We start from the raw sequence: 21,859 nt of genomic DNA, 5'->3' as shown, positions 1-21,859 counted from the left end.
TCAGCCTGGCTGACCCGTGCTCATATTGAGCACAAACTGAATGAGTAGGTAGGTAATAAAGCGTAATGAATACACAACAACTGGCGAAACTGCGTTCTATCGTGCCCGAGATGCGTCGCGTCCGGCACATTCACTTTGTCGGCATCGGTGGTGCTGGCATGGGCGGTATTGCCGAAGTGTTAGCGAATGAAGGTTACCATATCAGCGGTTCTGATCTGGCGCCAAATCCGGTGACACAGAATCTGATCAATCTGGGCGCGACCATTTACTTTAACCATCGCCCGGAAAACGTAACGGATGCCAGCGTTGTCGTGGTCTCCAGTGCGGTGGCGCAGGACAACCCTGAGCTGGTGGCTGCACGCGAACAGCGAATCCCGGTCATCCGCCGCGCAGAGATGCTGGCAGAGCTGATGCGTTTTCGCCACGGTATTGCGATTGCCGGCACGCACGGCAAAACCACCACGACGGCGATGGTCTCGAGCATTTACGCGGAAGGCGGTCTGGACCCCACCTTTGTGAATGGGGGGCTGGTAAAAGCCGCAGGCACGCATGCACGTCTGGGCAGTAGCCGCTACCTGATCGCCGAAGCGGACGAGAGCGATGCGTCATTCCTGCACTTACAGCCAATGGTCGCCGTTGTCACCAATATCGAAGCGGATCATATGGACACCTATCAGGGCGATTTTGAAAACCTGAAGCAGACGTTCATTAATTTCCTGCACAATTTGCCGTTTTACGGTCGTGCGGTGATGTGTGTTGATGATGCCGTGATTCGCGATCTGCTGCCGCGTGTCGGCCGCCAGATTACTACTTATGGTTTCAGCGACGACGCCGACTTTCGCATCGAGGCGTTTGAACAACGCGGCGCGCAGGTTCATTTCAGCCTGATTCGTCAGGACAAAGCGCCGTTACAGATCACTCTGAATGCGCCGGGTCGACACAATGCTTTAAACGCCGCCGCCGCCGTGGCGGTGGCCAGCGAAGAAGGGATTGAAGACAGCGCGATTCTGGCTGCGCTGGAAAGCTTCCAGGGTACCGGTCGTCGTTTCGACCAGCTGGGTGAGTTTCCTACGGAGCCGGTTAATGGGCAGCCTGGCACCGCCATGCTGGTGGACGATTATGGTCATCATCCCACGGAAGTTGACGCCACCATTAAAGCCGCGCGAGCGGGCTGGCCGGATAAAAAACTGGCGATGGTGTTTCAGCCGCACCGTTATACCCGCACGCGTGACCTGTTTGATGATTTTGCCAACGTGCTGTCTCAGGTTGACGTTTTGCTGATGCTGGATGTCTACGCCGCAGGCGAAACGCCCATCCCAGGCGCAGACAGCCGTGCACTGTGCCGCGCCATTCGTCATCGCGGCAAGGTCGATCCTATTCTGGTGCCGGAACATGATGCGCTCGTTGAAATGCTGGCGCCTTTGCTGTCAGGCAACGATCTGATTCTGGTTCAGGGGGCAGGAAACGTCGGTAAAGTGGCGCGGAAGCTGGCTGAATGCAAATTGCAGCCAGCACGTAAAGTGGAGGGCCGTCATGACTAAAGTTGCCGTTTTAATGGGCGGCACGTCAGCCGAGCGCGACGTGTCCCTGATGTCCGGCGGTGCCGTGCTGGCGGGCCTGCGTGAAGCCGGTATCGATGCACAGGGTATTGATACCCGCGACGTCTCAGTGCTGGAGTTAACCGCGCAAGGTTTTGAAAAGGTGTTTATCGCCCTGCATGGTCGCGGCGGCGAGGACGGCACGCTTCAGGCGGTGCTGGAATTCCTGCAGTTGCCTTACACCGGCAGCGGTGTGATGGCTTCCGCCGTCACCATGGACAAGTTGCGCACCAAACTGCTGTGGCAGGGCAGGGGACTGCCGGCGGGTAAATTTGTCTGGATTACGCGTGAACAGATGCAGAGCGGTCTGGATGCGGCGACCGAGGCGGCGATTAGCGCATTGGGATTACCCCTGTTCGTGAAACCGAGCAGCGAGGGATCCAGCGTCGGCATCAGCCGTGTAAACCAGTTAAGCGATCTGTCAGCTGCGCTGGAAGAGGCGTTTCGCCACGACGACAATGTGCTGGTCGAAGCTTTTCTGAGCGGTGAGGAATATACCGTTGGCATTCTGGGTGACCAGATTCTGCCCGCGATAAAAATAAAGACCGCCAGCGAGTTCTATGACTATGAAGCGAAATACATTTCTGACGATACTCAGTACTTCTGTCCAGCCGGGCTGAGTGCCGAGCGCGAGGCGGAATTACAACAGCTGGTGTGGTCAGCCTGGCGTGCACTCGGATGCAGCGGCTGGGGACGCGTTGATGTCATGACTGACGATCAAGGACACTTCCAACTGCTGGAAGCGAACACCTCACCGGGCATGACCAGCCACAGCTTAGTGCCGATGGCGGCAAAGCAGGCCGGGCTGACATTTTCTCAACTGGTCGTACGTATTCTGGAGTTGGCCGACTGATATGTCACAGGCGGCGATGAATGTACGTAATCGTGAAGCGCAGGAGCGGGCACGCACCGGTCGCAGTAACGGTGCCCGGCTCTTCGGCATCGTGTTTCTGCTGATGGTGATGGGCGTAATGATTGCGGGTGGCCTGGTCGTTCTGAAGTGGATGAACGATGCCTCCCGTTTACCCCTGTCGAAGCTGGTGGTCACAGGGCAACTGCACTACACAACCCATGACGATATTCGTCAGGCGATTTTGTCACTGGGTTCACCGGGCACGTTTATGTCGCAGGACGTGAACGTGATCCAGCAGCAGATAGAACGGTTGCCATGGATTAAACAGGTTAGTGTGCGTAAGCAGTGGCCAGACGAACTGAAAATTCATTTGGTGGAGTTTACACCGGTAGCGCGCTGGAATGACTCACACATGGTGGACAGCGACGGTGTGTCATTCAGCGTCCCGGCTAACCACATGGGTAAAGAAACGCTGCCGATGTTATACGGTCCAGAAGGCAGTGAAAAAGAGGTGCTGGCGGGTTATCACAGTATGGATGACGTGCTGAAGGCCAGGAAGTTTACCCTGAAGGTGGCGTCGATGACGGCGCGACGTTCATGGCAGTTAGTGACCAGCGATGATGTCCGCATTGAGCTGGGGCGGACCGATACCATGAAGCGTCTGAATCGTTTTATTGAGCTCTATCCGGTGCTGCTGCAGCAAGGTCAGAATGAACACAAGCGCATCAACTCGGTTGATTTACGCTATGACTCTGGCGCTTCTGTTGGCTGGACACCGATAGTGATGGATCCACAGGACAGTAATCAGCAACAAAACCAGGCACAGGCTAAACAACAATGATCAAGGCAACGGACAGAAAACTGGTAGTTGGACTCGAAATCGGCACTGCGAAGGTCGCCGCCCTGGTTGGGGAAATTCTGCCCGATGGTATGGTCAATATTATTGGGGTCGGCAGTTGTCCGTCCCGCGGTATGGATAAAGGCGGCGTAAACGATCTTGAGTCGGTGGTGAAATGCGTTCAGCGCGCCATCGATCAGGCTGAGTTGATGGCGGATTGCCAGATCTCCTCTGTTTACCTTGCATTATCGGGCAAACATATCAGCTGTCAGAACGAAATCGGGATGGTTCCGATTTCCGAAGAGGAAGTGACTCAGGATGATGTCGAGAACGTGGTGCATACTGCGAAGTCAGTGCGCGTTCGTGATGAGCATCGTATCCTGCACGTTATTCCGCAGGAATATGCTATCGACTACCAGGAAGGCATCAAAAATCCGGTCGGCCTGTCTGGTGTGCGCATGCAGGCAAAGGTGCATTTGATCACCTGTCACAACGACATGGCAAAAAATATTGTTAAAGCCGTTGAACGTTGTGGCCTCAAAGTTGACCAACTGATTTTTGCCGGTCTGGCGTCCAGCTTTGCGGTCCTGACCGAAGACGAACGTGAGCTGGGTGTTTGTGTCGTGGATATTGGTGGCGGCACAATGGATATCGCCGTCTATACTGGCGGTGCATTGCGTCATACTAAGGTGATCCCCTATGCGGGGAATGTGGTAACCAGCGATATCGCCTACGCATTTGGTACGCCGCCCACCGATGCGGAAGCCATTAAAGTGCGTCACGGCTGTGCGCTAGGATCGATTGTAGGTAAAGATGAAAACGTTGAAGTGCCGAGCGTAGGCGGACGTCCGCCACGAAGCCTGCAACGTCAGACGCTGGCAGAGGTGATTGAGCCACGTTATACCGAGCTTTTAAATCTGGTCAATGACGAGATTTTGCAGTTACAGGAACAGCTTCGCCAGCAGGGCGTAAAGCACCATCTGGCAGCCGGGATTGTGTTAACCGGCGGCGCGGCGCAGATTGAAGGTCTGGCAGCCTGCGCACAGCGCGTATTCCATACGCAGGTGCGCATTGGACAGCCGCTGAACATTACTGGCCTGACGGACTACGCCCAGGAGTCTTACTATTCCACGGCGGTCGGGCTGTTGCACTACGGTAAAGAGTCACATATGAACGGTGACGCAGAGGCTGAAAAGCGCGTTTCCGTGGGTAACTGGTTTAAACGTATTAATAGTTGGTTAAAAAAAGAGTTTTAATTTTTGTAAAAGGGGATCATGCTGTTTTCTTTAGTGATCTCCAGGCGACAGGCACATAACGGAGAGAAATCATGTTTGAACCTATGGAATTAACCAATGACGCGGTGATTAAAGTCATCGGCGTCGGCGGTGGCGGTGGCAACGCCGTAGAGCACATGGTACGCGAGCGTATCGAAGGTGTGGAATTCTTCGCTGTGAATACCGACGCGCAGGCGTTGCGTAAAACAGCAGTCGGCCAGACCATCCAGATTGGTAATAACATTACCAAAGGACTGGGAGCGGGTGCGAACCCGGAAGTCGGCCGTAACTCTGCAGAGGAAGATCGCGAAGCACTGCGTTCTGCGCTGGAAGGGGCAGACATGGTGTTCATCGCAGCAGGTATGGGTGGCGGTACCGGTACCGGCGCTGCGCCTGTTGTGGCTGAAGTGGCCAAAGATCTAGGTATTTTGACCGTTGCGGTCGTGACCAAGCCCTTCAATTTTGAAGGCAAAAAGCGCATGGCCTTTGCTGAGCAGGGGATCGCTGAGCTGTCCAAGCACGTGGATTCACTGATCACTATCCCAAACGACAAGCTGTTAAAAGTTCTCGGACGTGGTATTTCCCTGCTCGACGCGTTTGGTGCGGCTAACGACGTGCTGAAAGGCGCCGTACAGGGGATCGCCGAGCTGATTACCCGTCCTGGCTTGATGAACGTGGACTTTGCTGACGTACGTACCGTGATGTCAGAAATGGGTTACGCGATGATGGGTTCAGGCGTGGCTTGTGGTGAAGACCGTGCAGAAGAAGCCGCTGAGATGGCGATCTCCAGTCCACTGCTGGAAGATATCGACCTCTCTGGTGCGCGCGGCGTGCTGGTCAACATTACTGCGGGCTTCGACCTGCGTCTGGATGAGTTCGAAACCGTGGGTAACACTATCCGCGCCTTCGCTTCAGACAACGCGACCGTTGTAATTGGTACCTCTCTGGATCCAGAGATGAATGACGAACTGCGCGTCACCGTGGTGGCAACCGGTATCGGCATGGATAAGCGTCCAGAGATCACGCTGGTAACGAACAAACCTGCCAGCCAGCCTGTCATGGATCATCGTTACCAGCAGCATGGTATGTCCCCGCTGCCGCAGGAGCAAAAACCTGCTGCGAAAGTGGTAAACGATCAGAGTGCACAGTCAAACAAAGAGCCCGATTACCTTGATATTCCGGCGTTTTTGCGCAAGCAGGCCGACTAGGAATAACCTTATAATTGGGATTTCCCGCTCTTTGTGCTAAAGTGTTCGCCCGCTGGTAACGTATACTGGCGGTCGGAAAGCGATATTGCGAGATAATAACGATGATCAAACAAAGGACATTAAAACGTATTGTTCAGGCGACAGGTGTCGGTTTACATACCGGCAAGAAAGTCAGCCTGACCCTGCGCCCTGCGCCGGCTAATACCGGGGTCATCTATCGTCGCACTGACTTGAATCCACCGGTTGATTTTCCGGCTGATGCAAAATACGTGCGCGACACCATGCTGAGCACCTGCCTGGTGAACGATGAAGGCGTGCGTATTTCGACAGTTGAACACTTAAATGCCGCACTGGCAGGTCTGGGCATTGACAACATTATTGTCGAAGTTGATGCGCCAGAAATCCCAATTATGGACGGCAGTGCAGCGCCTTTCATCTATCTGCTGATGGATGCAGGCATCGAGCAGTTGAACAGCGCAAAGAAATTTGTGCGTGTTAAGCAGACCGTGCGTGTTGAAGACGGTGACAAATGGGCTGAGATCAAACCTTACAACGGTTTCTCGCTTGATTTCACCATTGATTTCAATCACCCGGCTATCGATTCCAGCTCTCAGCGTTACCAGATGAAATTCTCTGCCGAAGCGTTTGTTCGTCAGATCAGCCGTGCACGTACTTTTGGCTTCATGCGTGAAATCGAATATCTGCAGTCTAAAGGCCTGTGCCTGGGCGGTAGTTTAGATTGTGCGATTGGCCTTGATGATTTCCGCGTGCTTAATGAAGAAGGCCTGCGTTTTGAAGACGAGTTTGTGCGTCACAAAATGTTAGATGCCATCGGCGATCTGTTTATGTGTGGCCATAACGTTATTGGCGCGTTTACCGCGTACAAATCGGGTCATGCTCTGAACAACAAACTGCTGCAGGCCGTTTTGGCGAAGCAGGAAGCCTGGGAATGGGCGACCTTCGAAGACGAAGCTGAATTGCCACTGGCGTTTAAAGCACCTAATCTGGTTCTGGCCTGATATCGGCTCAGAACGTAAAAACGGCTGGTTGCGCTGACACTCTCTCCGGTCAGTTGCACCAGCCGTTTTTTATTGCCTCGCCATTCATTTCCGCTTGCTGCGACAGCATTCTCCGCTCAGAACGACCAATTGCTGAATTGCTGCACAATCGCGCGCGATTTCTCCCACTGTCGCACTAAACTCAGGTGTCGCCGCGCCACATTAGTGTTACTATCTCTGGCGCTTTTACAGGCTGCATGCTGCTGAAAACAGCAGTGAATAATTAAAATGTTATGCGCAATGGAACAATTGTGATCGGAATTTTTCTACGCTGGCGACAAATAGGTAGACGCTATTTCTGGCCTCATTTCCTCCTGGGAATGGTGGCGGCCAGTCTTGGCTTGCCGGCGTGTGCGCAAACCACTGAGCTCAATACGGCATCCGAAGCCTCAGCCAGTAGCCTGTTCATTGGCAATGCGGTCCGTTTTGATCATTTGATCCGTCTTCAGGAAGCCTCGCGACGCCCCAGTTTTACGGTTGACTACTGGCACCAGCATGCCATTCGCACGGTTATCCGCCATCTCTCTTTCACGTTAACGCCACAGGCGCAGGCGGAAGAGCAGGTGCATCCGCTGGCCGCACAAAAGCTGGCGTTGATTGATTCCCTTCATGCGTTATTAACGTCTCAGGCGGCACAGTCCGGCATCCCTGTTGGTTTGTCCCCGCAACCTCTTCCTGCTGCTCCGGTATCCTCACAGGCTGACGGACACGGCAAAGTGCACGGTATCCGTGCCGGACCCGCGCCATTGTTCTGCTAATCTTTGTGCTTTAAATCCCATTTTAGATTTCGCAGTCCGGGTGACCCGGCTGAATTGAGAATATATTTATTATGTTAATCAAAATGTTGACCAAAGTTTTTGGTAGCAGCAACGATCGTACTTTGCGCCGTATGCGCAAAAACGTTGATATCATCAACAAGATGGAGCCGGAATTCGAAGCGCTCTCTGATGAAGAACTGAAAGCCAAAACTGAGCTGTTCCGTGAGCGCCTGAAAAAAGGGGAATCACTCGAAAGCCTGATTCCTGAAGCTTTTGCGACGGTACGTGAAGCCAGTAAGCGTGTGTTTGGCATGCGCCACTTCGACGTGCAGCTGATTGGCGGGATGGTGCTGAATAACCGCTGTATTGCAGAGATGCGCACCGGTGAAGGTAAAACCCTGACGGCAACCCTGCCAGCCTATTTGAACGCGTTAACCGGAAAAGGCGTACACGTCGTTACCGTCAACGATTATCTGGCCCAGCGTGATGCGGAAAATAACCGCCCCCTGTTTGAGTTCCTTGGCCTGAGCGTCGGGATCAACATGTCAGGCCTGCCTTCCGTCGCCAAACGTGAAGCTTATGCCGCAGACATTACTTACGGTACCAACAACGAATACGGTTTCGACTACCTGCGTGACAACATGGCGTTCAGCCCTGACGAGCGCGTACAGCGTAAGCTGCACTATGCACTGGTGGATGAGGTTGACTCCATCCTGATTGATGAAGCCCGTACGCCATTAATCATCTCGGGTCCGGCAGAAGACAGTTCAGACCTGTACACCAAAGTGAATAAAATCATTCCTCATCTGATTCGTCAGGAAAAAGAAGACTCAGACAATTTCCAGGGCGAAGGTGACTACTGGGTTGATGAGAAAGCGCGCCAGGCACATATGAGCGAGCGCGGCCTGGTCAAAGTTGAAGAACTGCTGGTGAGCCAGGGCATCATGGTAGAAGGTGAGTCGCTTTATTCACCGACCAATATCATGCTGATGCACCACGTTACCGCTGCGCTTCGCGCCCATGCGCTGTTCACGCGTGACGTTGATTACATCGTCAAAGAGGGTGAAGTTGTCATTGTTGATGAGCACACGGGTCGTACGATGCAGGGCCGTCGTTGGTCAGATGGTCTGCATCAGGCCGTTGAAGCCAAAGAAGGCGTTGAAATTCAAAACGAAAACCAGACGCTGGCGTCAATCACCTTCCAGAATTACTTCCGCCTCTACGACAAGCTGGCAGGGATGACCGGTACGGCTGATACAGAAGCGTTTGAGTTCAGTTCCATCTACAAACTCGACACGATTGTTGTCCCGACCAACCGTCCGATGGTGCGTAAAGATCTTGCCGATCTGGTTTATATGACCGAGAAAGAGAAGATTGACGCCATCATCGAAGATATTCGTGAGCGTACGGCTAACGGGCAGCCGGTTCTGGTGGGTACGATCTCCATCGAAAAATCAGAAGTGGTATCGAACGAGCTGACACGTGCAGGCATTAAACACAACGTACTGAATGCTAAGTTTCACGCCCGCGAAGCGGATATCGTGGCGCAGGCTGGTCAACCAGGCGCGGTTACCATCGCGACAAACATGGCGGGCCGTGGTACCGATATCATGCTGGGCGGTAGCTGGCATGCGGACGTTGCCGAGCTTGAAAACCCAACCGATGCGCAAATCAACGAGATTAAAGCCGCCTGGCAGATTCGTCATGATGCGGTGCTGGCCTCTGGCGGTCTGCATATCGTGGGTACTGAGCGCCATGAATCTCGCCGTATCGATAACCAGCTGCGCGGTCGTGCAGGCCGTCAGGGTGACGCCGGTTCTTCACGCTTCTACCTGTCAATGGAAGATGCGCTGATGCGTATCTTTGCTTCGGATCGTGTTTCAAACATGATGCGCAAGCTGGGCATGAAACCGGGCGAGGCCATTGAGCATCCGTGGGTGACCAAAGCCATTGCCAACGCACAGCGTAAAGTGGAAAGCCGTAACTTCGATATTCGTAAGCAGCTGCTGGAATATGACGACGTGGCCAACGATCAGCGTCGTGCTATCTACAGCCAGCGTAATGAACTGCTGGATGTGTCCGATGTATCAGACACTATCAACAGCATTCGCGAAGACGTCTATAAATCCATTATCGACAGCTACATTCCACCTCAGTCGCTGGAAGAAATGTGGGATGTACCGGGCCTTGAAGAGCGCCTGCGTAACGACTTCGATCTGGATCTGCCGATTAGCGAATGGCTGGACAAAGAACCGGATCTGCATGAAGAGACACTGCGTGAACGTATCATGACGCACGCGGCCGAAAGTTATGCGGCAAAAGAAGAGATTGTCGGCGCAGAAATGATGCGCAACTTTGAAAAAGGCGTCATGCTGCAAACGCTGGATTCGCTGTGGAAAGAGCACCTGGCCGCAATGGATTATCTGCGTCAGGGCATCCACCTGCGTGGCTATGCGCAAAAAGATCCTAAGCAGGAATATAAGCGTGAATCTTTTGCTATGTTTGCCGCGATGCTGGAAACGCTGAAGTACGAAGTGATCAGCACGCTGAGCAAAGTCCAGGTGCGCATGCCGGAAGAGGTTGAAGCGATGGAGCAACAGCGTCGTGAAGAGGCCGAGCGTCTGGCGCAACAGCAGCATCTGAGCCACGCCAGCGAAGAAATTCTGGCGGCGGAATCTCTTGCGCAGCAGGGTGGTGAGCGCAAAGTGGGGCGTAACGATCCTTGTCCGTGCGGTTCAGGTAAAAAATACAAACAGTGTCACGGTCGTCTGGCCTGATAAGCGGTTAACGAAAAGGAGCCACTGGCTCCTTTTTTTTTACTTTTCCGCTGACCATTCGGCCCCCTGAGCGGTTAACAACCTGCTTAACATGTTTTAGAATCAGCCCTCATTCACCCACTCTTCGGGATATTTTCATGAAGCACCTGCAGGTTGCAGTCGGCATCATTCGTAATGCCAGTAAACAAATTTTCCTTGCCCAGCGTGCGGCCTCTTCCTATATGGCCAATAAATGGGAATTTCCCGGCGGCAAAATTGAAGCCGGTGAGAGCGCAGAGGAAGGGCTGGTGCGCGAACTGGCCGAAGAAACCGGGATTGAAGTGACGCAGGCGCGGGCAATTGGCACGAAAGATCACACTTACGATGACCTGCGCGTGACGCTGCACTTTTTTCTGGTGGAAGGCTGGAAAGGAGAACCCTGGGGCAAAGAAGGGCAACCACAGCGTTGGGTCGATCAACAGGCGCTGATCGCCGATGAGTTTCCTGCGGCGAATCATGAGCTGATCGCACGTCTGGTGGCGGGCGAACTTTAACAGAGTGGGGCAACAAAGCCCCACGTCTCACTCAGCGCTCTTCCTCACTCCAGTTGTCGCTGTCGTTTAAATCATCACTGCTGGGAATGCGCTTCTCTTCCGCCGCCCATTCGCCCAGATCGATCAACTGACAGCGTTTACTGCAAAATGGCCGCCACGGACTGAGTTCATCCCAGATCACCGTTTTACCGCACTGTGGACATTCCACCGTCATTATCTCTTCCTGCATGTTCACCTCTAACAACAGGCCAGTTGGAAATTCAGGCGCGCAGGCACTTCGCCGCGCTCACTGTCCAATGGCATAAAACGAATCGCAAAACGGCTTTTATGGCCTGAAACCTGAGGATACAGCGCATCCTCCATTTCCAGCTGCAGCCGCAGTAAATCAGCGCCTTCAGCATTATCCTGGTAAAACCCATTCAAACTGGTTTGTAAACGGTAGGTGCCTGACTGGCGAATCAAATCCAGCAACATCGCCAGCGTACTGTGCAGCGGGATAAGCGTTTCCATCCAGCGCGTCACCTGCGCGTCGCGCGTCGCCTGGGGCAGGTGCAGCCAGATGTGCAGGCCGGGTAAATCAAAGCTACAGCATCCGCCGGGAATGCTGAGTCGCTGGCGCACCAGGGCAATCAGACGATCTTCCCGCAGCTGCTGGCCCATTCGTGGGGCGCTGTTAAGCAAAACAGACTGCGCTTTGAGTTTGTCACGCAATGCATCGACCACGGACATATCGACACCGGGGACATCCGCCCAGGCGCGCAGTTTCGTTTGCTGGCGTTCAAGTTCTTTCAGCAACTCGGTGCGCATGTCGCCGCGCTCGAAGATATCCAGTAATTCGCCAACCAGGCGGAAAAAAGTCAGTGCCGTGGCGGTGTTTTCCAGCGGCATAATGTCATGCAGCTGGTCGATCAAAAATTCCACGCGCAGCCAGGTACGCATTTTTTCATTCAGTGGATGTTCAAACAGAACGACTGTACTCATGAGTTAATCCTGTCTCGTTGCCGCAAGCTTTAGATAAAGCTGATGAAGCTTGGCAACCTGGGGTAGCGCCTTTTCAGGTGCGCCACTGTTATCAATAATATCGTCAGCACAGTCAAGGCGCTGTTGGCGAGTGGCCTGTGCTGCAAGAATACGTTTAGCCTGCTCAAGAGAAACATTATCGCGCTGCAGCGTTCGTCTGAGCTGCGTCTCTTCGTCGGTATCGACCACCAGCACGCGATCGGCCTGGCGCTGCAGCCGGTTTTCGACCAGCAAGGGCACGACCCACAAAACATAAGGTGAGGCCGCCTGAGCTTTAAGCTGTTGCGTCCGGGCATTAATAAGCGGGTGAAGCAGCGCGTTTAACCAGTTTTTCTCATCGGGCGTCGCAAAGATGATTTCTCTAAGCCGTGAACGTTGCAAGGTTCCCTGTTCGGTCAATATCGCATCGCCATAGCGTTCGATAATGGCCTGAAGCGCTGGCGTGCCGGGTTCAACGACTTCGCGTGCAATGACATCCGCATCAATGATATCGACACCGGACGCAGCAAAATACCCGGCAATCGTACTTTTACCGCTGCCAATTCCGCCAGTCAGCGCCACGGTGTAGGGGGGATTTCTCACTCGAACTCTCTTAGTCGGTCAGTATCACGCAGGTCAACGCGTCGTTACAGGAAAAAATGCGTGCCGGATCACACTAAAAATCCGCATCTGAATGTAATGGATTGTAGCGTAAATAAAGTGAAATTCGCAGTCTTGTTGCGGCTGGAATGGCGCGTATCATGAGACAGGGAAAACCCTGATGGCGTCATGTACGGCAGTGTATAACCTCTTACCAGGACACGATGTATGCGCATTGAAGAAGATTTGAAACTGGGATTTAAAGACGTACTGATTCGCCCCAAGCGCTCCACGCTGAAAAGTCGCTCACAGGTTGAGCTGGATCGCCGATTCACCTTTAAGCATTCCGGTCTGAGCTGGAGCGGCGTCCCGGTTATCGCCGCCAATATGGATACCGTTGGCACCTTTATGATGGCTGAGGCGCTGGCAGGTTTTCATCTTTTAACGGCCGTCCATAAGCATTACAGCGTGGAAGAGTGGCGGGCCTTTGTTCAGCGCGTGCCGGGTTCAGTACTGAACTATGTCATGGTTTCAACCGGTACCTCGGATGCCGATCTCAATAAACTGATTGCGATCATGGCGATCTCCGATGCGCTACAATTTATCTGCATCGACGTCGCCAACGGCTACTCTGAACACTTTGTTGATTTCCTGAAGCGTGCCCGTGAAACGTTTCCCGGCAAGACAATCTGCGCGGGTAACGTGGTAACCGGTGAGATGGTGGAAGAGCTCATCCTGTCTGGGGCGGATATTGTCAAAGTGGGCATTGGGCCTGGCTCAGTTTGCACCACGCGAGTCAAAACTGGTGTCGGCTATCCCCAGCTTTCTGCGGTTATTGAATGTGCCGATGCAGCGCACGGTCTGAGCGGTCAGATCGTCAGCGACGGTGGCTGCAGCGTACCCGGCGATATCGCAAAAGCCTTTGGTGGTGGCGCAGACTTCGTCATGTTGGGCGGCATGCTGGCGGCGCATGATGAGTGCGAAGGTCGTATAACAGAAGAAAACGGTGAGCGTTTCATGCTGTTCTACGGCATGAGTTCAGAATCGGCCATGAAGCGTCATGCCGGTAGCGTCGCAGAATACCGCGCGGCCGAAGGCAAAACGGTGAAGCTTCCGTTACGCGGGCCGGTAGAGGAAACCCTCCGCGATATCCTTGGTGGTCTTCGTTCTGCCTGCACCTATGTTGGCGCTGAGCGTCTGAAAGAGTTAACCAAGCGCACCACCTTTATTCGGGTCGCCGAGCAGGAAAACCGAACCTTTAATCGTTAAGGTTGCCTGCTGCGTATGCAGTAAGGGCTATACAGCGCCTTTACTGCATCGCTTCTCCCAGCCCAAACACCGGCAAATACATGGCAATCACCAGCGTGCCAACGATGCCGCCAATCACCACCATCATGACAGGCTCCAGCGAGGCGGCAAGGTTATCAGCCCGCATCAGCGTTTGCCCTTCATGCCATTCAGCCAGGCGCGCCAGCATCACATCCAGTGCGCCAGCCTCTTCCCCCACGCGAATCAACTGGCTGCAGAGCGGACTAAATAAGGGATGATTGCTCAGCGCCAGATACAGGGGATTACCCTGCGCAATGTGGTTCTGTAGCAGCCTGATGGCGTCCTGCCACAGTCGCGAGGACAGGGTGACTTTCGCTGCCTCCAGTCCCTGTAGCAGCGTGAGTCCAGCCTGCTGCGTCAACTGGAGAACGCTGTAGATTTGTGTCAGCTGATTGCCCTGCCATAGCCCGCCAACGATCGGAATGTGCATCAAAACGCGCTGTTCGCGCCGCTGCCAGTTTTCAGAACGCCGCCGCCACTGTTGCCACCCTGCGACCAGCAGAATAATCAATCCACTTAGCGGGAATCCCCATGCCTGTAATCGCTCAGAGAGCCCGATCACGGCCGCAGTGAACGCAGGCAAGGGAGCATTGAAGGAAGCATACACGGAAACAAACTCCGGCAAGACGAACAGCAGCATGCCGCAGGTAACGGTCAGTGCGACGGCCAGAATAAACAGCGGATAGCGCAGCGCCTTGATCACCTTGCTCCGCAAATGTTGCTGGCGCGTTTGCTGCAGTGCCAGCTGCTCGCAGCAGACATCCAGCTGGCCCGTCAGCTCACCCACCTCCATGAGCGCCGGGTAAAGCGGGGGAAATATTTGCGGCCACTGTCGTAAGGCGCTGGAAAAAGGTTCGCCCGCTAATATCTGATGTTGTAGAGCCAGCATCAAGGCTCGCCAGGGCGTCTGCGAATGTCCTTCGGCAAGCAGGCTCAGGCTTTGTGAAAGAGGAAGGCCTGCCTTAAGCAGCGTGGCGAGCTGGCGAATCAAGTCAATTTTGTGCTGCCACTTCCAGTCTCTTCGCCGCATCACCTTTCCCCGCGTCCAGCTGACGGGCAGTAAATGACGCTGTGCCAGGTCAGAAAACAACGTCTCGCCGTCAGGCGCAAGATGGTGGCCCGTTTGCAACCTTCCGCTGCCGTCTACCGCATGCCAGCGATACACATAAAGGCTAGTCATTATCCAGTCCGACAACGCGCTGCATTTCTTCCAGGGAGGTATCCCCACGGCTGACGGCTTCAAGACCCGACGCCAGCAGGGTGCGCATGCCCTGCTGTTTTGCCAGACTCAGCAAGCCCTCAAGTGGCATTTCGGCGGCAATGGCGTTTTGTAACTTAGCCGTTATGGGCAGTAATTCAAACAAGGCCAGCCGACCAAAATAACCGGAGAAGCAGTGATCGCAGCCCGGCGCCCGCCAGGTTTGTAACGTTCCGGGCCAAAGTGAGGCGGGAAAGTGGGCAACAGCCTGTGCTGGCTTACGGCAGTGAGGGCACAAACGCCTGACCAGCCGCTGGGCAACGATCAGACGAAGTGCGGAACCCAGCAGATAACCGGGAATGCCCATTTGACGCAAGCGCGTCAGGGTTTCCGCTGTCGAGTTGGTGTGCAGGGTAGAGAGAACCAGATGACCGGTCTGAGCTGCCTTAACGGCAATCTCCGCCGTCTCGCCGTCACGTATTTCACCGACCATCATCACGTCCGGATCCTGACGTAACAGGGCGCGTAACACGCGATTAAAATCAAGGCCATACTTTGGATTAATCTGGGTCTGGTTGATACCGGGGAGAGGGATTTCAACAGGATCTTCCACGCTGCAGACATTCTTATCAGGCTGGTTGATCGCGCTCAGGCCACTGTAAAGCGTGAAGGTTTTGCCACTCCCGGTAGGGCCCGTTACCAAAATCAGCCCTTGTGGCTGCCTGAGCGCGGCGGTCAGAAGGCGTAACTGCGCGGTGGGTAATCCCAGCTTGTCCAGCGACAAGGCCGCGCCCTCACTCTGAAGCAGGCGAACGACGGCTTTTTCGCCGCCCTGAACGGGCAGGGTAGAGAGCCGAAAAGAGGCCGATTTTCCGTCAATGTCACAACTAAACTGTCCGTCCTGAGGCAGGCGCCGTTCGGCAATATCCAGACCGGCCAGAATTTTCAGTCGTGCCAGCAGCGCAGCCGGTTGTGTATCAAACTGCAGGGGGAGAGGATGCAGGACCCCGTCAATCCGCAGGCGAATACGCAGAGTGCTCTGATAAGGTTCGATATGAATATCCGATGCACGACGCAGAGTTGCCTGGCGCAAAAGCTGACTGGCCGTATCAATGGTCGATTCGCCGGGAGCTTTTTCATTGGCCACCAAAGGTTTACGCATCGATTCAAACTGTTCTATCCGGGCACGAGGCCAGCACTCCACCTCTGCCTGACACTGGCTGGCAAACTGTAATGCCTCCATCAGGCCCGCCGGGACGCTTTCAGGAACGGCAAGGCGCAAGTGTGTCGCACTGTGCTCAAGGACAATCGCCCGAAAGCGCTGGCAGATGAGCGCAATCGCATCATCAGACGTGGGCATAGGCACCTCCCCGATCGGCAAAGCGGAACTGCTCCTGACAATTATCACGTAGCGTGGTATTAGCGCTGGTACAGGTGCGCTGCCACTGAATGCTGCCTTCATTGCTGTCCCACACGGGCAGCATTTCAACGCTTAGCCCGTTAAGGCTTTCCTGTCCGGTCAGGGTGATCGTGCCGTTCACGACGGTGACCGCTGAAACATACCGTGATGTTGTGCCTTGCGGAATCCCTCGCAGCCCGGCCTGGCAGGCGTCCGGGCCGCCGCGTTCAATGGCGCAAAGCTCAACCGCCGTTTTAAACGGCACCATCGTTTGCAGCATGTCGGTCAGCGCGGCGCGTTGCAGATAATTTTGGTAGGCGGGCAACCCAATAGCGCTGAGTATTGCCACGATGCCGACCACAATCATTAACTCGACCAGCGTGAATCCACGTTGAGAGATCATTGCATTACCTCCTGAATAAGAAGGTCGCAGTTTAAAAAGCCTGTGATGGCGTTAACAGCAGCAAAAGGAAAGATTGGAAAAGGGCAGGCAGTAAATACAGCGGGTTACAGCAATACAGCGGTTACGCTGGAAGAAATAGCACAAAACAGGCCGTGCCAGCGGCACGGCACAAGCTGTTATTTAGCGTCAAAGCGCATAGAAAGATCAAGGGCATGGACATGTTTAGTCAGTGCGCCGACGGAAACATAGTCCACACCGGTCTGAGCAATCTCCTGGATCGTCGTTTCGGTCACGTTGCCTGAGACTTCCAGCAGCGCACGGCCCTCGGTTATCTTCACCGCCTCGCGCATCTCATCCAGCGTGAAGTTGTCCAGCATAACGATGTCGGCCGACGCCGTAAGCGCGTCCTGTAGCTCCTTTAACGACTCAACTTCGACTTCGACCGGTACATCCGGATAGAGCCAGGAGGCTTTTTCCACGGCCTGGCGAATCGAACCACTGGCAATGATATGATTTTCTTTAATCAAAAAGGCATCTGACAGACCCAGACGGTGATTGCTGCCGCCACCGCACAGCACCGCATATTTCAAAGCTGTGCGCAGCCCTGGTAGGGTTTTGCGTGTATCCAGAAGCTGAGTCTGTGTGCCTTCCAGCAGCGCAACATAGCGACTGACTTCGGTGGCAACGCCAGACAGCGTTTGCACAAAGTTCAGGGCGGTGCGTTCGGCGGTGAGCAACAGGCGGGCAGGGCCCTCGATTTCAAACAGCAGTTGATCCGGCGTAAGCGTTTGGCCATCTTCCACGTGCCATGTCAGCGCGGTATAGGCACCCAACTGGTTGAAGACTTCCTCTACCCAGCGTTTACCACAAAAAACACCGGCTTCGCGGGTAATCACCCGGGCGTGGGCGCGACTTTCGGCGGGCAACAGTTGGGCGGTAATATCCCGTTCGCTGTCTACCTCACCGCCAAGATCTTCCTGTAATGCGCGTGCGACCGTTTCAGGAATATCATTTTCAATACGTTCAAGCAGCGCACTCCGGCGACTGTCAGGATCATAGCGACGCACAGACATAGCGTTCAGCTCCAGCAAAAGACAGATAACAGTGGGATTACCATATCCTGGATAACAAAGCGGTGCCAGCCCCGAGGGGATTTTTGTTTAGTATACTTAACAAACGGGCGAGAGTGAGGAGAGCGCGGCGCATTTTGGCGCAATAATGCCTTAGAATTCATGCTATTCTCAATTCGACTTCGCGATGAGAAATCAGTATGAAATTAGAACATGGATGGCTGACCGGTGTGCGCCAGGTACCGTCACCCCACTGTAATGAACGGCCGCACAACGAGGCGCCCTCTCTTCTGGTCATTCATAATATCAGCCTGCCGCCTGGCGAATATGGCGGGCCGTGGATCGATAAACTGTTCACGGGCACACTGCCCTCAGACGCGCATCCCTACTTTGCTGATATCGCGCATTTGCGCGTTGCAGCCCACTGCTTAATTCGTCGTGATGGCGAGATTGTGCAATATGTTCCTTTTGATCAACGCGCCTGGCATGCAGGCATATCGCAGTTTGAAGGGCGGGAAAACTGCAACGACTTTTCCATCGGTATCGAGCTGGAAGGAACGGACGTTGAGCCCTATACCGAAGCGCAATACCACGCGCTGCATCAGGTCACGCAAATTTTGTTACAGCACTATCCGATAACGCCTGCACGCATTACCGGACACAGCGACATTGCACCGGGACGTAAAACCGATCCCGGACCGGCGTTTAACTGGCAATATTATCTGCAGCGGTTACCGCAACAAAAATCGTGATTTATCTGGAGTAACTATGACGTTATTTACCTTGTTACTGGTTTTAGGTTGGGAGCGGCTGTTTAAGCTGGGAGAGCACTGGCAACTGGATCATCGGCTTGAACCTGTTTTTCGTCGCCGTCGGCAGGTTTCCCTCATGCGCACTCTGTTGATGTTGTTGGTCGTGATGGCATTGACCGCGCTGGTGGTGTGGAGCCTGAAAGGGATTCTGTTTGGGATCCCGCAGCTTGTGTTCTGGATTGTGGTGGGATTACTGTGCATCGGTGCCGGTGTGGTGCGTCAGCATTATCATGCCTATCTGCAGGCGGCGAGTCGGGATGAGGCGGCCGCGCATCAGGCGATGGCGGCAGAACTGACCTTGATCCACGGCGTGCCGGTTGAATGCAGCGAACGCGAATTTTTACGCGAGTTACAAAACGCCCTTATCTGGATTAATTTTCGTTTCTATCTGGCGCCAATGTTCTGGTTTGTGGTGGGCGGCGCATGGGGGCCAGTTTTACTGGTCGGCTACGCCTTTTTACGGGCCTGGCAAAGCTGGTTGGCAAAACACGGTACGCCAATGGCGCGCGCGCAATCAGGCGTAGACACGCTTTTGCATCTGGTTGACTGGATCCCGGTCCGCTTGGCGGGCGTTGCCTATGCGCTGCTGGGGCATGGTGAAAAAGCGTTGCCTGCCTGGTTTGCATCCTTAACCGACAGGCATCGCTCTCAATACCATGTGCTGACGACGCTGGCGCAGTTTTCACTGGCCCGCGATCCTCATACCGATAAGGTTGCTACGCCACGTGTTGCGGTGGCGCTGGCAAAACGCATTTCACTGGTATTAGTGGTGGTCGTGGCGCTCTTGACCATTTACGGGACGCTGGTGTGATCCGCAGGTGGCACGCCAAAATCCGGTGTGCCATCTTCACGCCAGTAAAAATATTTCAGGCGCGTGTGGCGGTTGCCATCCCACAGTGGATCCCCTTCAATTTCCGTATAGTTGCGCGCATGGTAGACCAGCAGATCCCGCCCCGCTTCATCCTGGGTAAAACAGCTGTGCCCAGGGCCGTACTGGCGGTTCTCCCAACTGGTTGAGAATACCGGCCGCGCTGACTTCTGCCAGGCCAGTGCATTAAGCGGATCGGCATCACGCGGAATCGACAGCAGGCCCATACAATAATTCTCATCCGTTGCGCTGGCGGAATAGGTAATAAAAAGCCGGTCGCCATGCACTATCGCCGCCGCCCCTTCATTAACACTAAAGCCTGCGCACTCCCATTCATATTCCGGACGGCTCAGCATGACCGGTTTACCTTTAAGCGTCCATGGGTTGCGCAGCTCCGCAAGATAGAGGTTGGAATTGCCCGGAATGCCGGGATCTTTCTGCGCCCATAAATACCAGTTTTTACCCTGATGAACGAAGTGAGTGGCGTCCAGCGAGAAGCTGTCGATATGGCTCAAAACCTGGCGTACAGGCTGCCAGCGGCCGCTGAGCGGATCCTCACCCTCGCAAACCAGCGCATACATGCGGTGCTGAAACAGCCCGTCTTTGATGTCACGCGAGGGCGCTGCGGCAAAATAGATGACCCATTGACCGTCAATGTGATGCAGCTCCGGCGCCCAAATCAGCTCGCTGAAGGGACCGATATCGGGCTTGTGCCAGATCACCACCGGCTCCGCGTGGCGTAAGTCCATTAGCGTACTGGCGCGTCGGATTTCCAGACGATCGTATTCCGGCACAGAGGCAATAAAGTAGTAGTGCTCTCTGTGGCGCAGGATAAAAGGATCGGCACGCCGTTCGATAAAGGGGTTCGGCCAGTGTTCACTCATTTCAGTGCTCCTGTCTGGATCTCGCTCAGCGGCTGGTTGCTGCCCGACTGTGCCGCGATGCGACGCAGGGCAAGATCGCGTTGGATGGTTTGCATTAAGGTACGATCCACTTTCATCAGTCGTACTACGCCCGCGGTAATCAAATAGCCGATGCCAGGAATAACGGTAAACAGCAGCACGATGCCGTTAATCGCCTGGGCGGATTGCTGCTTAGCTCCCGCATCGTAACCGTAAGCGGAGAGCAGGAACCCCACCATCGCCCCTGCTACCGCTAACCCGACCTTGAGAAAGAACAGGTTGCCTGAAAAGCTGATACCCGTGATGCGCTTGCCAGTTTTCCATTCACCGTAGTCATCCACGTCTGCCATCAGGGACCAGTGCAGGGGGGAAGGAATTTGATGCAGGATATTCAGCAGGAAGTAAGCGATAACGATTGCTACGGTGGCATGAGGATCAAGCCCGTAGAAGCCGCAGGAGAACAGGGCCAGGACAATATTGGTCCAGAAAAAGACTTTCAGCTTGCACCAGCGATCGGTCAGCACTTTGGCCAGCGTACTGCCCAGCATCATGCCCACCACGCCAAGGCTGATAAACAGCGTCGCAAAGTGCGGCGTTTGGCCCATTACCCAGGTCACGTAATACATGGTCGCCGCCATACGAATAAACCCCGGACACACGTTGCAGAGCGTGAGCAGCAGAATGCGCACCCATTGGTCATTCTTCCAGACATCGCGCAAATCGTGTTTCAGGTCATCATTTGTCGGCACGGCAGGATGAATACGTTCACGGACGTTTGCGAAACAGAACAGGAACATCGCCAGGCCGACCAGGGCCAGTACGCCCATCGCCATTTGGTAGCCGCGCGCTTTATTGTCGCCGCCAAACCACTCTGCCATGGGCAGTAAAGACAGCGAGAGAATCAGCGTGGCAATCCCCACCATCACAAAACGGTACGACTGACAGGATACACGCTCGCCAGGATCGTTAGTGATCACGCCACCCAGCGAGCAGTAGGGGATATTGATCGCGGTGTAGGTCAGGGACATGAAAAAATAGGTCACAAACGCCCAGATAACTTTGCTGTGATAGCTCCAGTCAGGCGTGGTAAACATCAGCACACTGAATATAACGTAGGGCACCGATACCCACAGCAGCCAGGGGCGAAAGCGCCCCCAGCGGCTTTGGGTTCTGTCGGCAATCGCGCCCATTATCGGATCGGTAATGGCATCCAGAATCCGGACGGAGAGTAACAGCACACCGACCAGCGCCGGGGCTAAGCCAAATACGTCGGTATAGAAATAGCTGAGAAATAACATGACGGCACCGCCAATCATGTTGCAGCCGGCATCACCCATGCCGTAACCCAGCTTTTCTCTGAACGAGAGGGTTTTACCTGTCAT

21 protein-coding genes are annotated in these 21,859 nt (G+C 54.4%); 12 read left to right on the top strand and 9 right to left on the bottom strand.

All coding sequences use genetic code 11. From position 1 onward, the window contains the following. Positions 1–65: 65 nt before the first annotated feature. The 9 genes from murC to mutT all read left to right on the top strand — a co-directional run bounded on the left by murC (position 66) and on the right by mutT (position 10,897). A complete protein-coding gene (gene murC, locus P9J57_RS16985) occupies positions 66–1,541 on the top strand; it encodes a UDP-N-acetylmuramate--L-alanine ligase (protein ID WP_013024614.1) in 1,476 nt (491 codons plus the stop codon). Further along, entirely contained in the window at positions 1,534–2,451 is a 918-nt protein-coding gene (locus P9J57_RS16980) for a D-alanine--D-alanine ligase (RefSeq protein ID WP_013024615.1), read from the top strand. Before murC ends, P9J57_RS16980 begins: the two co-directional genes overlap by 8 nt. A 1-nt stretch (position 2,452) precedes the next feature. Beyond that, positions 2,453–3,292 (top strand): cell division protein FtsQ, encoded by an 840-nt coding sequence (ftsQ, locus tag P9J57_RS16975; protein WP_013024616.1) that lies wholly within the window; start codon positions 2,453–2,455, stop codon positions 3,290–3,292. Beyond that, a complete protein-coding gene (gene ftsA, locus P9J57_RS16970) occupies positions 3,289–4,545 on the top strand; it encodes a cell division protein FtsA (RefSeq protein ID WP_006117681.1) in 1,257 nt (418 codons plus the stop codon). The genes ftsQ and ftsA overlap by 4 nt, the downstream gene beginning before the upstream one ends. 71 nt (positions 4,546–4,616) lie before the next feature. After that, positions 4,617–5,771 (top strand): cell division protein FtsZ, encoded by a 1,155-nt coding sequence (gene ftsZ / locus P9J57_RS16965; RefSeq protein ID WP_013024618.1) that lies wholly within the window; start codon positions 4,617–4,619, stop codon positions 5,769–5,771. 101 nt (positions 5,772–5,872) lie between these two features. Then, the gene (gene lpxC / locus P9J57_RS16960; RefSeq protein WP_013024619.1) at positions 5,873–6,790 is read left to right on the top strand and encodes a UDP-3-O-acyl-N-acetylglucosamine deacetylase; all 918 of its coding nucleotides are present in this window, start codon (positions 5,873–5,875) and stop codon (positions 6,788–6,790) included. Between the two features lie 290 nt (positions 6,791–7,080). Then, the gene (secM, locus tag P9J57_RS16955) at positions 7,081–7,587 is read left to right on the top strand and encodes a secA translation cis-regulator SecM (protein ID WP_014606586.1); all 507 of its coding nucleotides are present in this window, start codon (positions 7,081–7,083) and stop codon (positions 7,585–7,587) included. A 71-nt stretch (positions 7,588–7,658) separates the two neighbouring features. Next, entirely contained in the window at positions 7,659–10,364 is a 2,706-nt protein-coding gene (gene secA / locus P9J57_RS16950) for a preprotein translocase subunit SecA (RefSeq protein ID WP_028714819.1), read from the top strand. Between the two features lie 137 nt (positions 10,365–10,501). Then, positions 10,502–10,897: an 8-oxo-dGTP diphosphatase MutT gene (mutT, locus tag P9J57_RS16945; RefSeq protein ID WP_013024622.1), complete on the top strand. Its 396-nt coding sequence runs from the start codon at positions 10,502–10,504 to the stop codon at positions 10,895–10,897. Between the two features lie 31 nt (positions 10,898–10,928). Here the strand turns inward: mutT and yacG are convergent, their stop codons facing one another. From yacG to coaE, 3 genes are read right to left on the bottom strand one after another with little or no spacing between them, the layout of a single operon-like run. Next, positions 10,929–11,126: a DNA gyrase inhibitor YacG gene (gene yacG, locus P9J57_RS16940; RefSeq protein ID WP_014606584.1), complete on the bottom strand. Its 198-nt coding sequence runs from the start codon at positions 11,124–11,126 to the stop codon at positions 10,929–10,931. An 8-nt stretch (positions 11,127–11,134) separates the two neighbouring features. Then, positions 11,135–11,878: a cell division protein ZapD gene (zapD, locus tag P9J57_RS16935; RefSeq protein WP_013024624.1), complete on the bottom strand. Its 744-nt coding sequence runs from the start codon at positions 11,876–11,878 to the stop codon at positions 11,135–11,137. A 3-nt stretch (positions 11,879–11,881) separates the two neighbouring features. Further along, positions 11,882–12,499 (bottom strand): dephospho-CoA kinase, encoded by a 618-nt coding sequence (gene coaE / locus P9J57_RS16930; protein ID WP_014606583.1) that lies wholly within the window; start codon positions 12,497–12,499, stop codon positions 11,882–11,884. A gap of 225 nt (positions 12,500–12,724) precedes the next feature. Here coaE and P9J57_RS16925 point away from each other — a divergent pair, with 225 nt between their 5' ends. Next, positions 12,725–13,765, top strand: coding sequence for a GMP reductase (locus P9J57_RS16925; protein ID WP_013024626.1), 1,041 nt, complete (start codon positions 12,725–12,727; stop codon positions 13,763–13,765). 40 nt (positions 13,766–13,805) lie between these two features. Here the strand turns inward: P9J57_RS16925 and hofC are convergent, their stop codons facing one another. The 4 genes from hofC to nadC all read right to left on the bottom strand — a co-directional run bounded on the left by hofC (position 13,806) and on the right by nadC (position 17,898). Then, positions 13,806–15,005, bottom strand: coding sequence for a protein transport protein HofC (hofC, locus tag P9J57_RS16920; protein ID WP_019106425.1), 1,200 nt, complete (start codon positions 15,003–15,005; stop codon positions 13,806–13,808). Continuing rightward, on the bottom strand, positions 14,998–16,383 hold the full coding sequence (gene gspE, locus P9J57_RS16915; RefSeq protein ID WP_026021064.1) for a type II secretion system protein GspE: 1,386 nt from the start codon (positions 16,381–16,383) through the stop codon (positions 14,998–15,000). Before gspE ends, hofC begins: the two co-directional genes overlap by 8 nt. After that, a complete protein-coding gene (gene ppdD, locus P9J57_RS16910; protein ID WP_013024629.1) occupies positions 16,370–16,825 on the bottom strand; it encodes a prepilin peptidase-dependent pilin in 456 nt (151 codons plus the stop codon). The genes gspE and ppdD overlap by 14 nt, the downstream gene beginning before the upstream one ends. Positions 16,826–17,001: 176 nt before the next feature. After that, complete coding sequence (gene nadC / locus P9J57_RS16905) at positions 17,002–17,898, bottom strand: carboxylating nicotinate-nucleotide diphosphorylase (protein WP_022622253.1); 897 nt, start codon at positions 17,896–17,898, stop codon at positions 17,002–17,004. Positions 17,899–18,095: 197 nt separating this feature from the next. Here nadC and ampD point away from each other — a divergent pair, with 197 nt between their 5' ends. Both ampD and ampE read left to right on the top strand, forming a co-directional pair. Then, positions 18,096–18,647, top strand: a complete 552-nt coding sequence (gene ampD / locus P9J57_RS16900; protein WP_014592923.1) for a 1,6-anhydro-N-acetylmuramyl-L-alanine amidase AmpD — start codon at positions 18,096–18,098, stop codon at positions 18,645–18,647. Positions 18,648–18,663: 16 nt separating this feature from the next. Then, a complete protein-coding gene (gene ampE / locus P9J57_RS16895; RefSeq protein ID WP_013024632.1) occupies positions 18,664–19,518 on the top strand; it encodes a beta-lactamase regulator AmpE in 855 nt (284 codons plus the stop codon). Here the strand turns inward: ampE and P9J57_RS16890 are convergent. Continuing rightward, positions 19,500–20,459: a glycoside hydrolase family 43 protein gene (locus tag P9J57_RS16890; RefSeq protein ID WP_014606578.1), complete on the bottom strand. Its 960-nt coding sequence runs from the start codon at positions 20,457–20,459 to the stop codon at positions 19,500–19,502. The genes ampE and P9J57_RS16890 overlap by 19 nt on opposite strands. Further along, a complete protein-coding gene (locus tag P9J57_RS16885; protein ID WP_014606577.1) occupies positions 20,456–21,859 on the bottom strand; it encodes a glycoside-pentoside-hexuronide (GPH):cation symporter in 1,404 nt (467 codons plus the stop codon). The genes P9J57_RS16890 and P9J57_RS16885 overlap by 4 nt, the downstream gene beginning before the upstream one ends.

It is taken from the genome of Pantoea sp. nfd-35, assembly GCF_056892255.1.
Note: the sequence above shows the minus strand (reverse complement) of the source record. Positions and strands in the feature narration are given on the sequence as shown.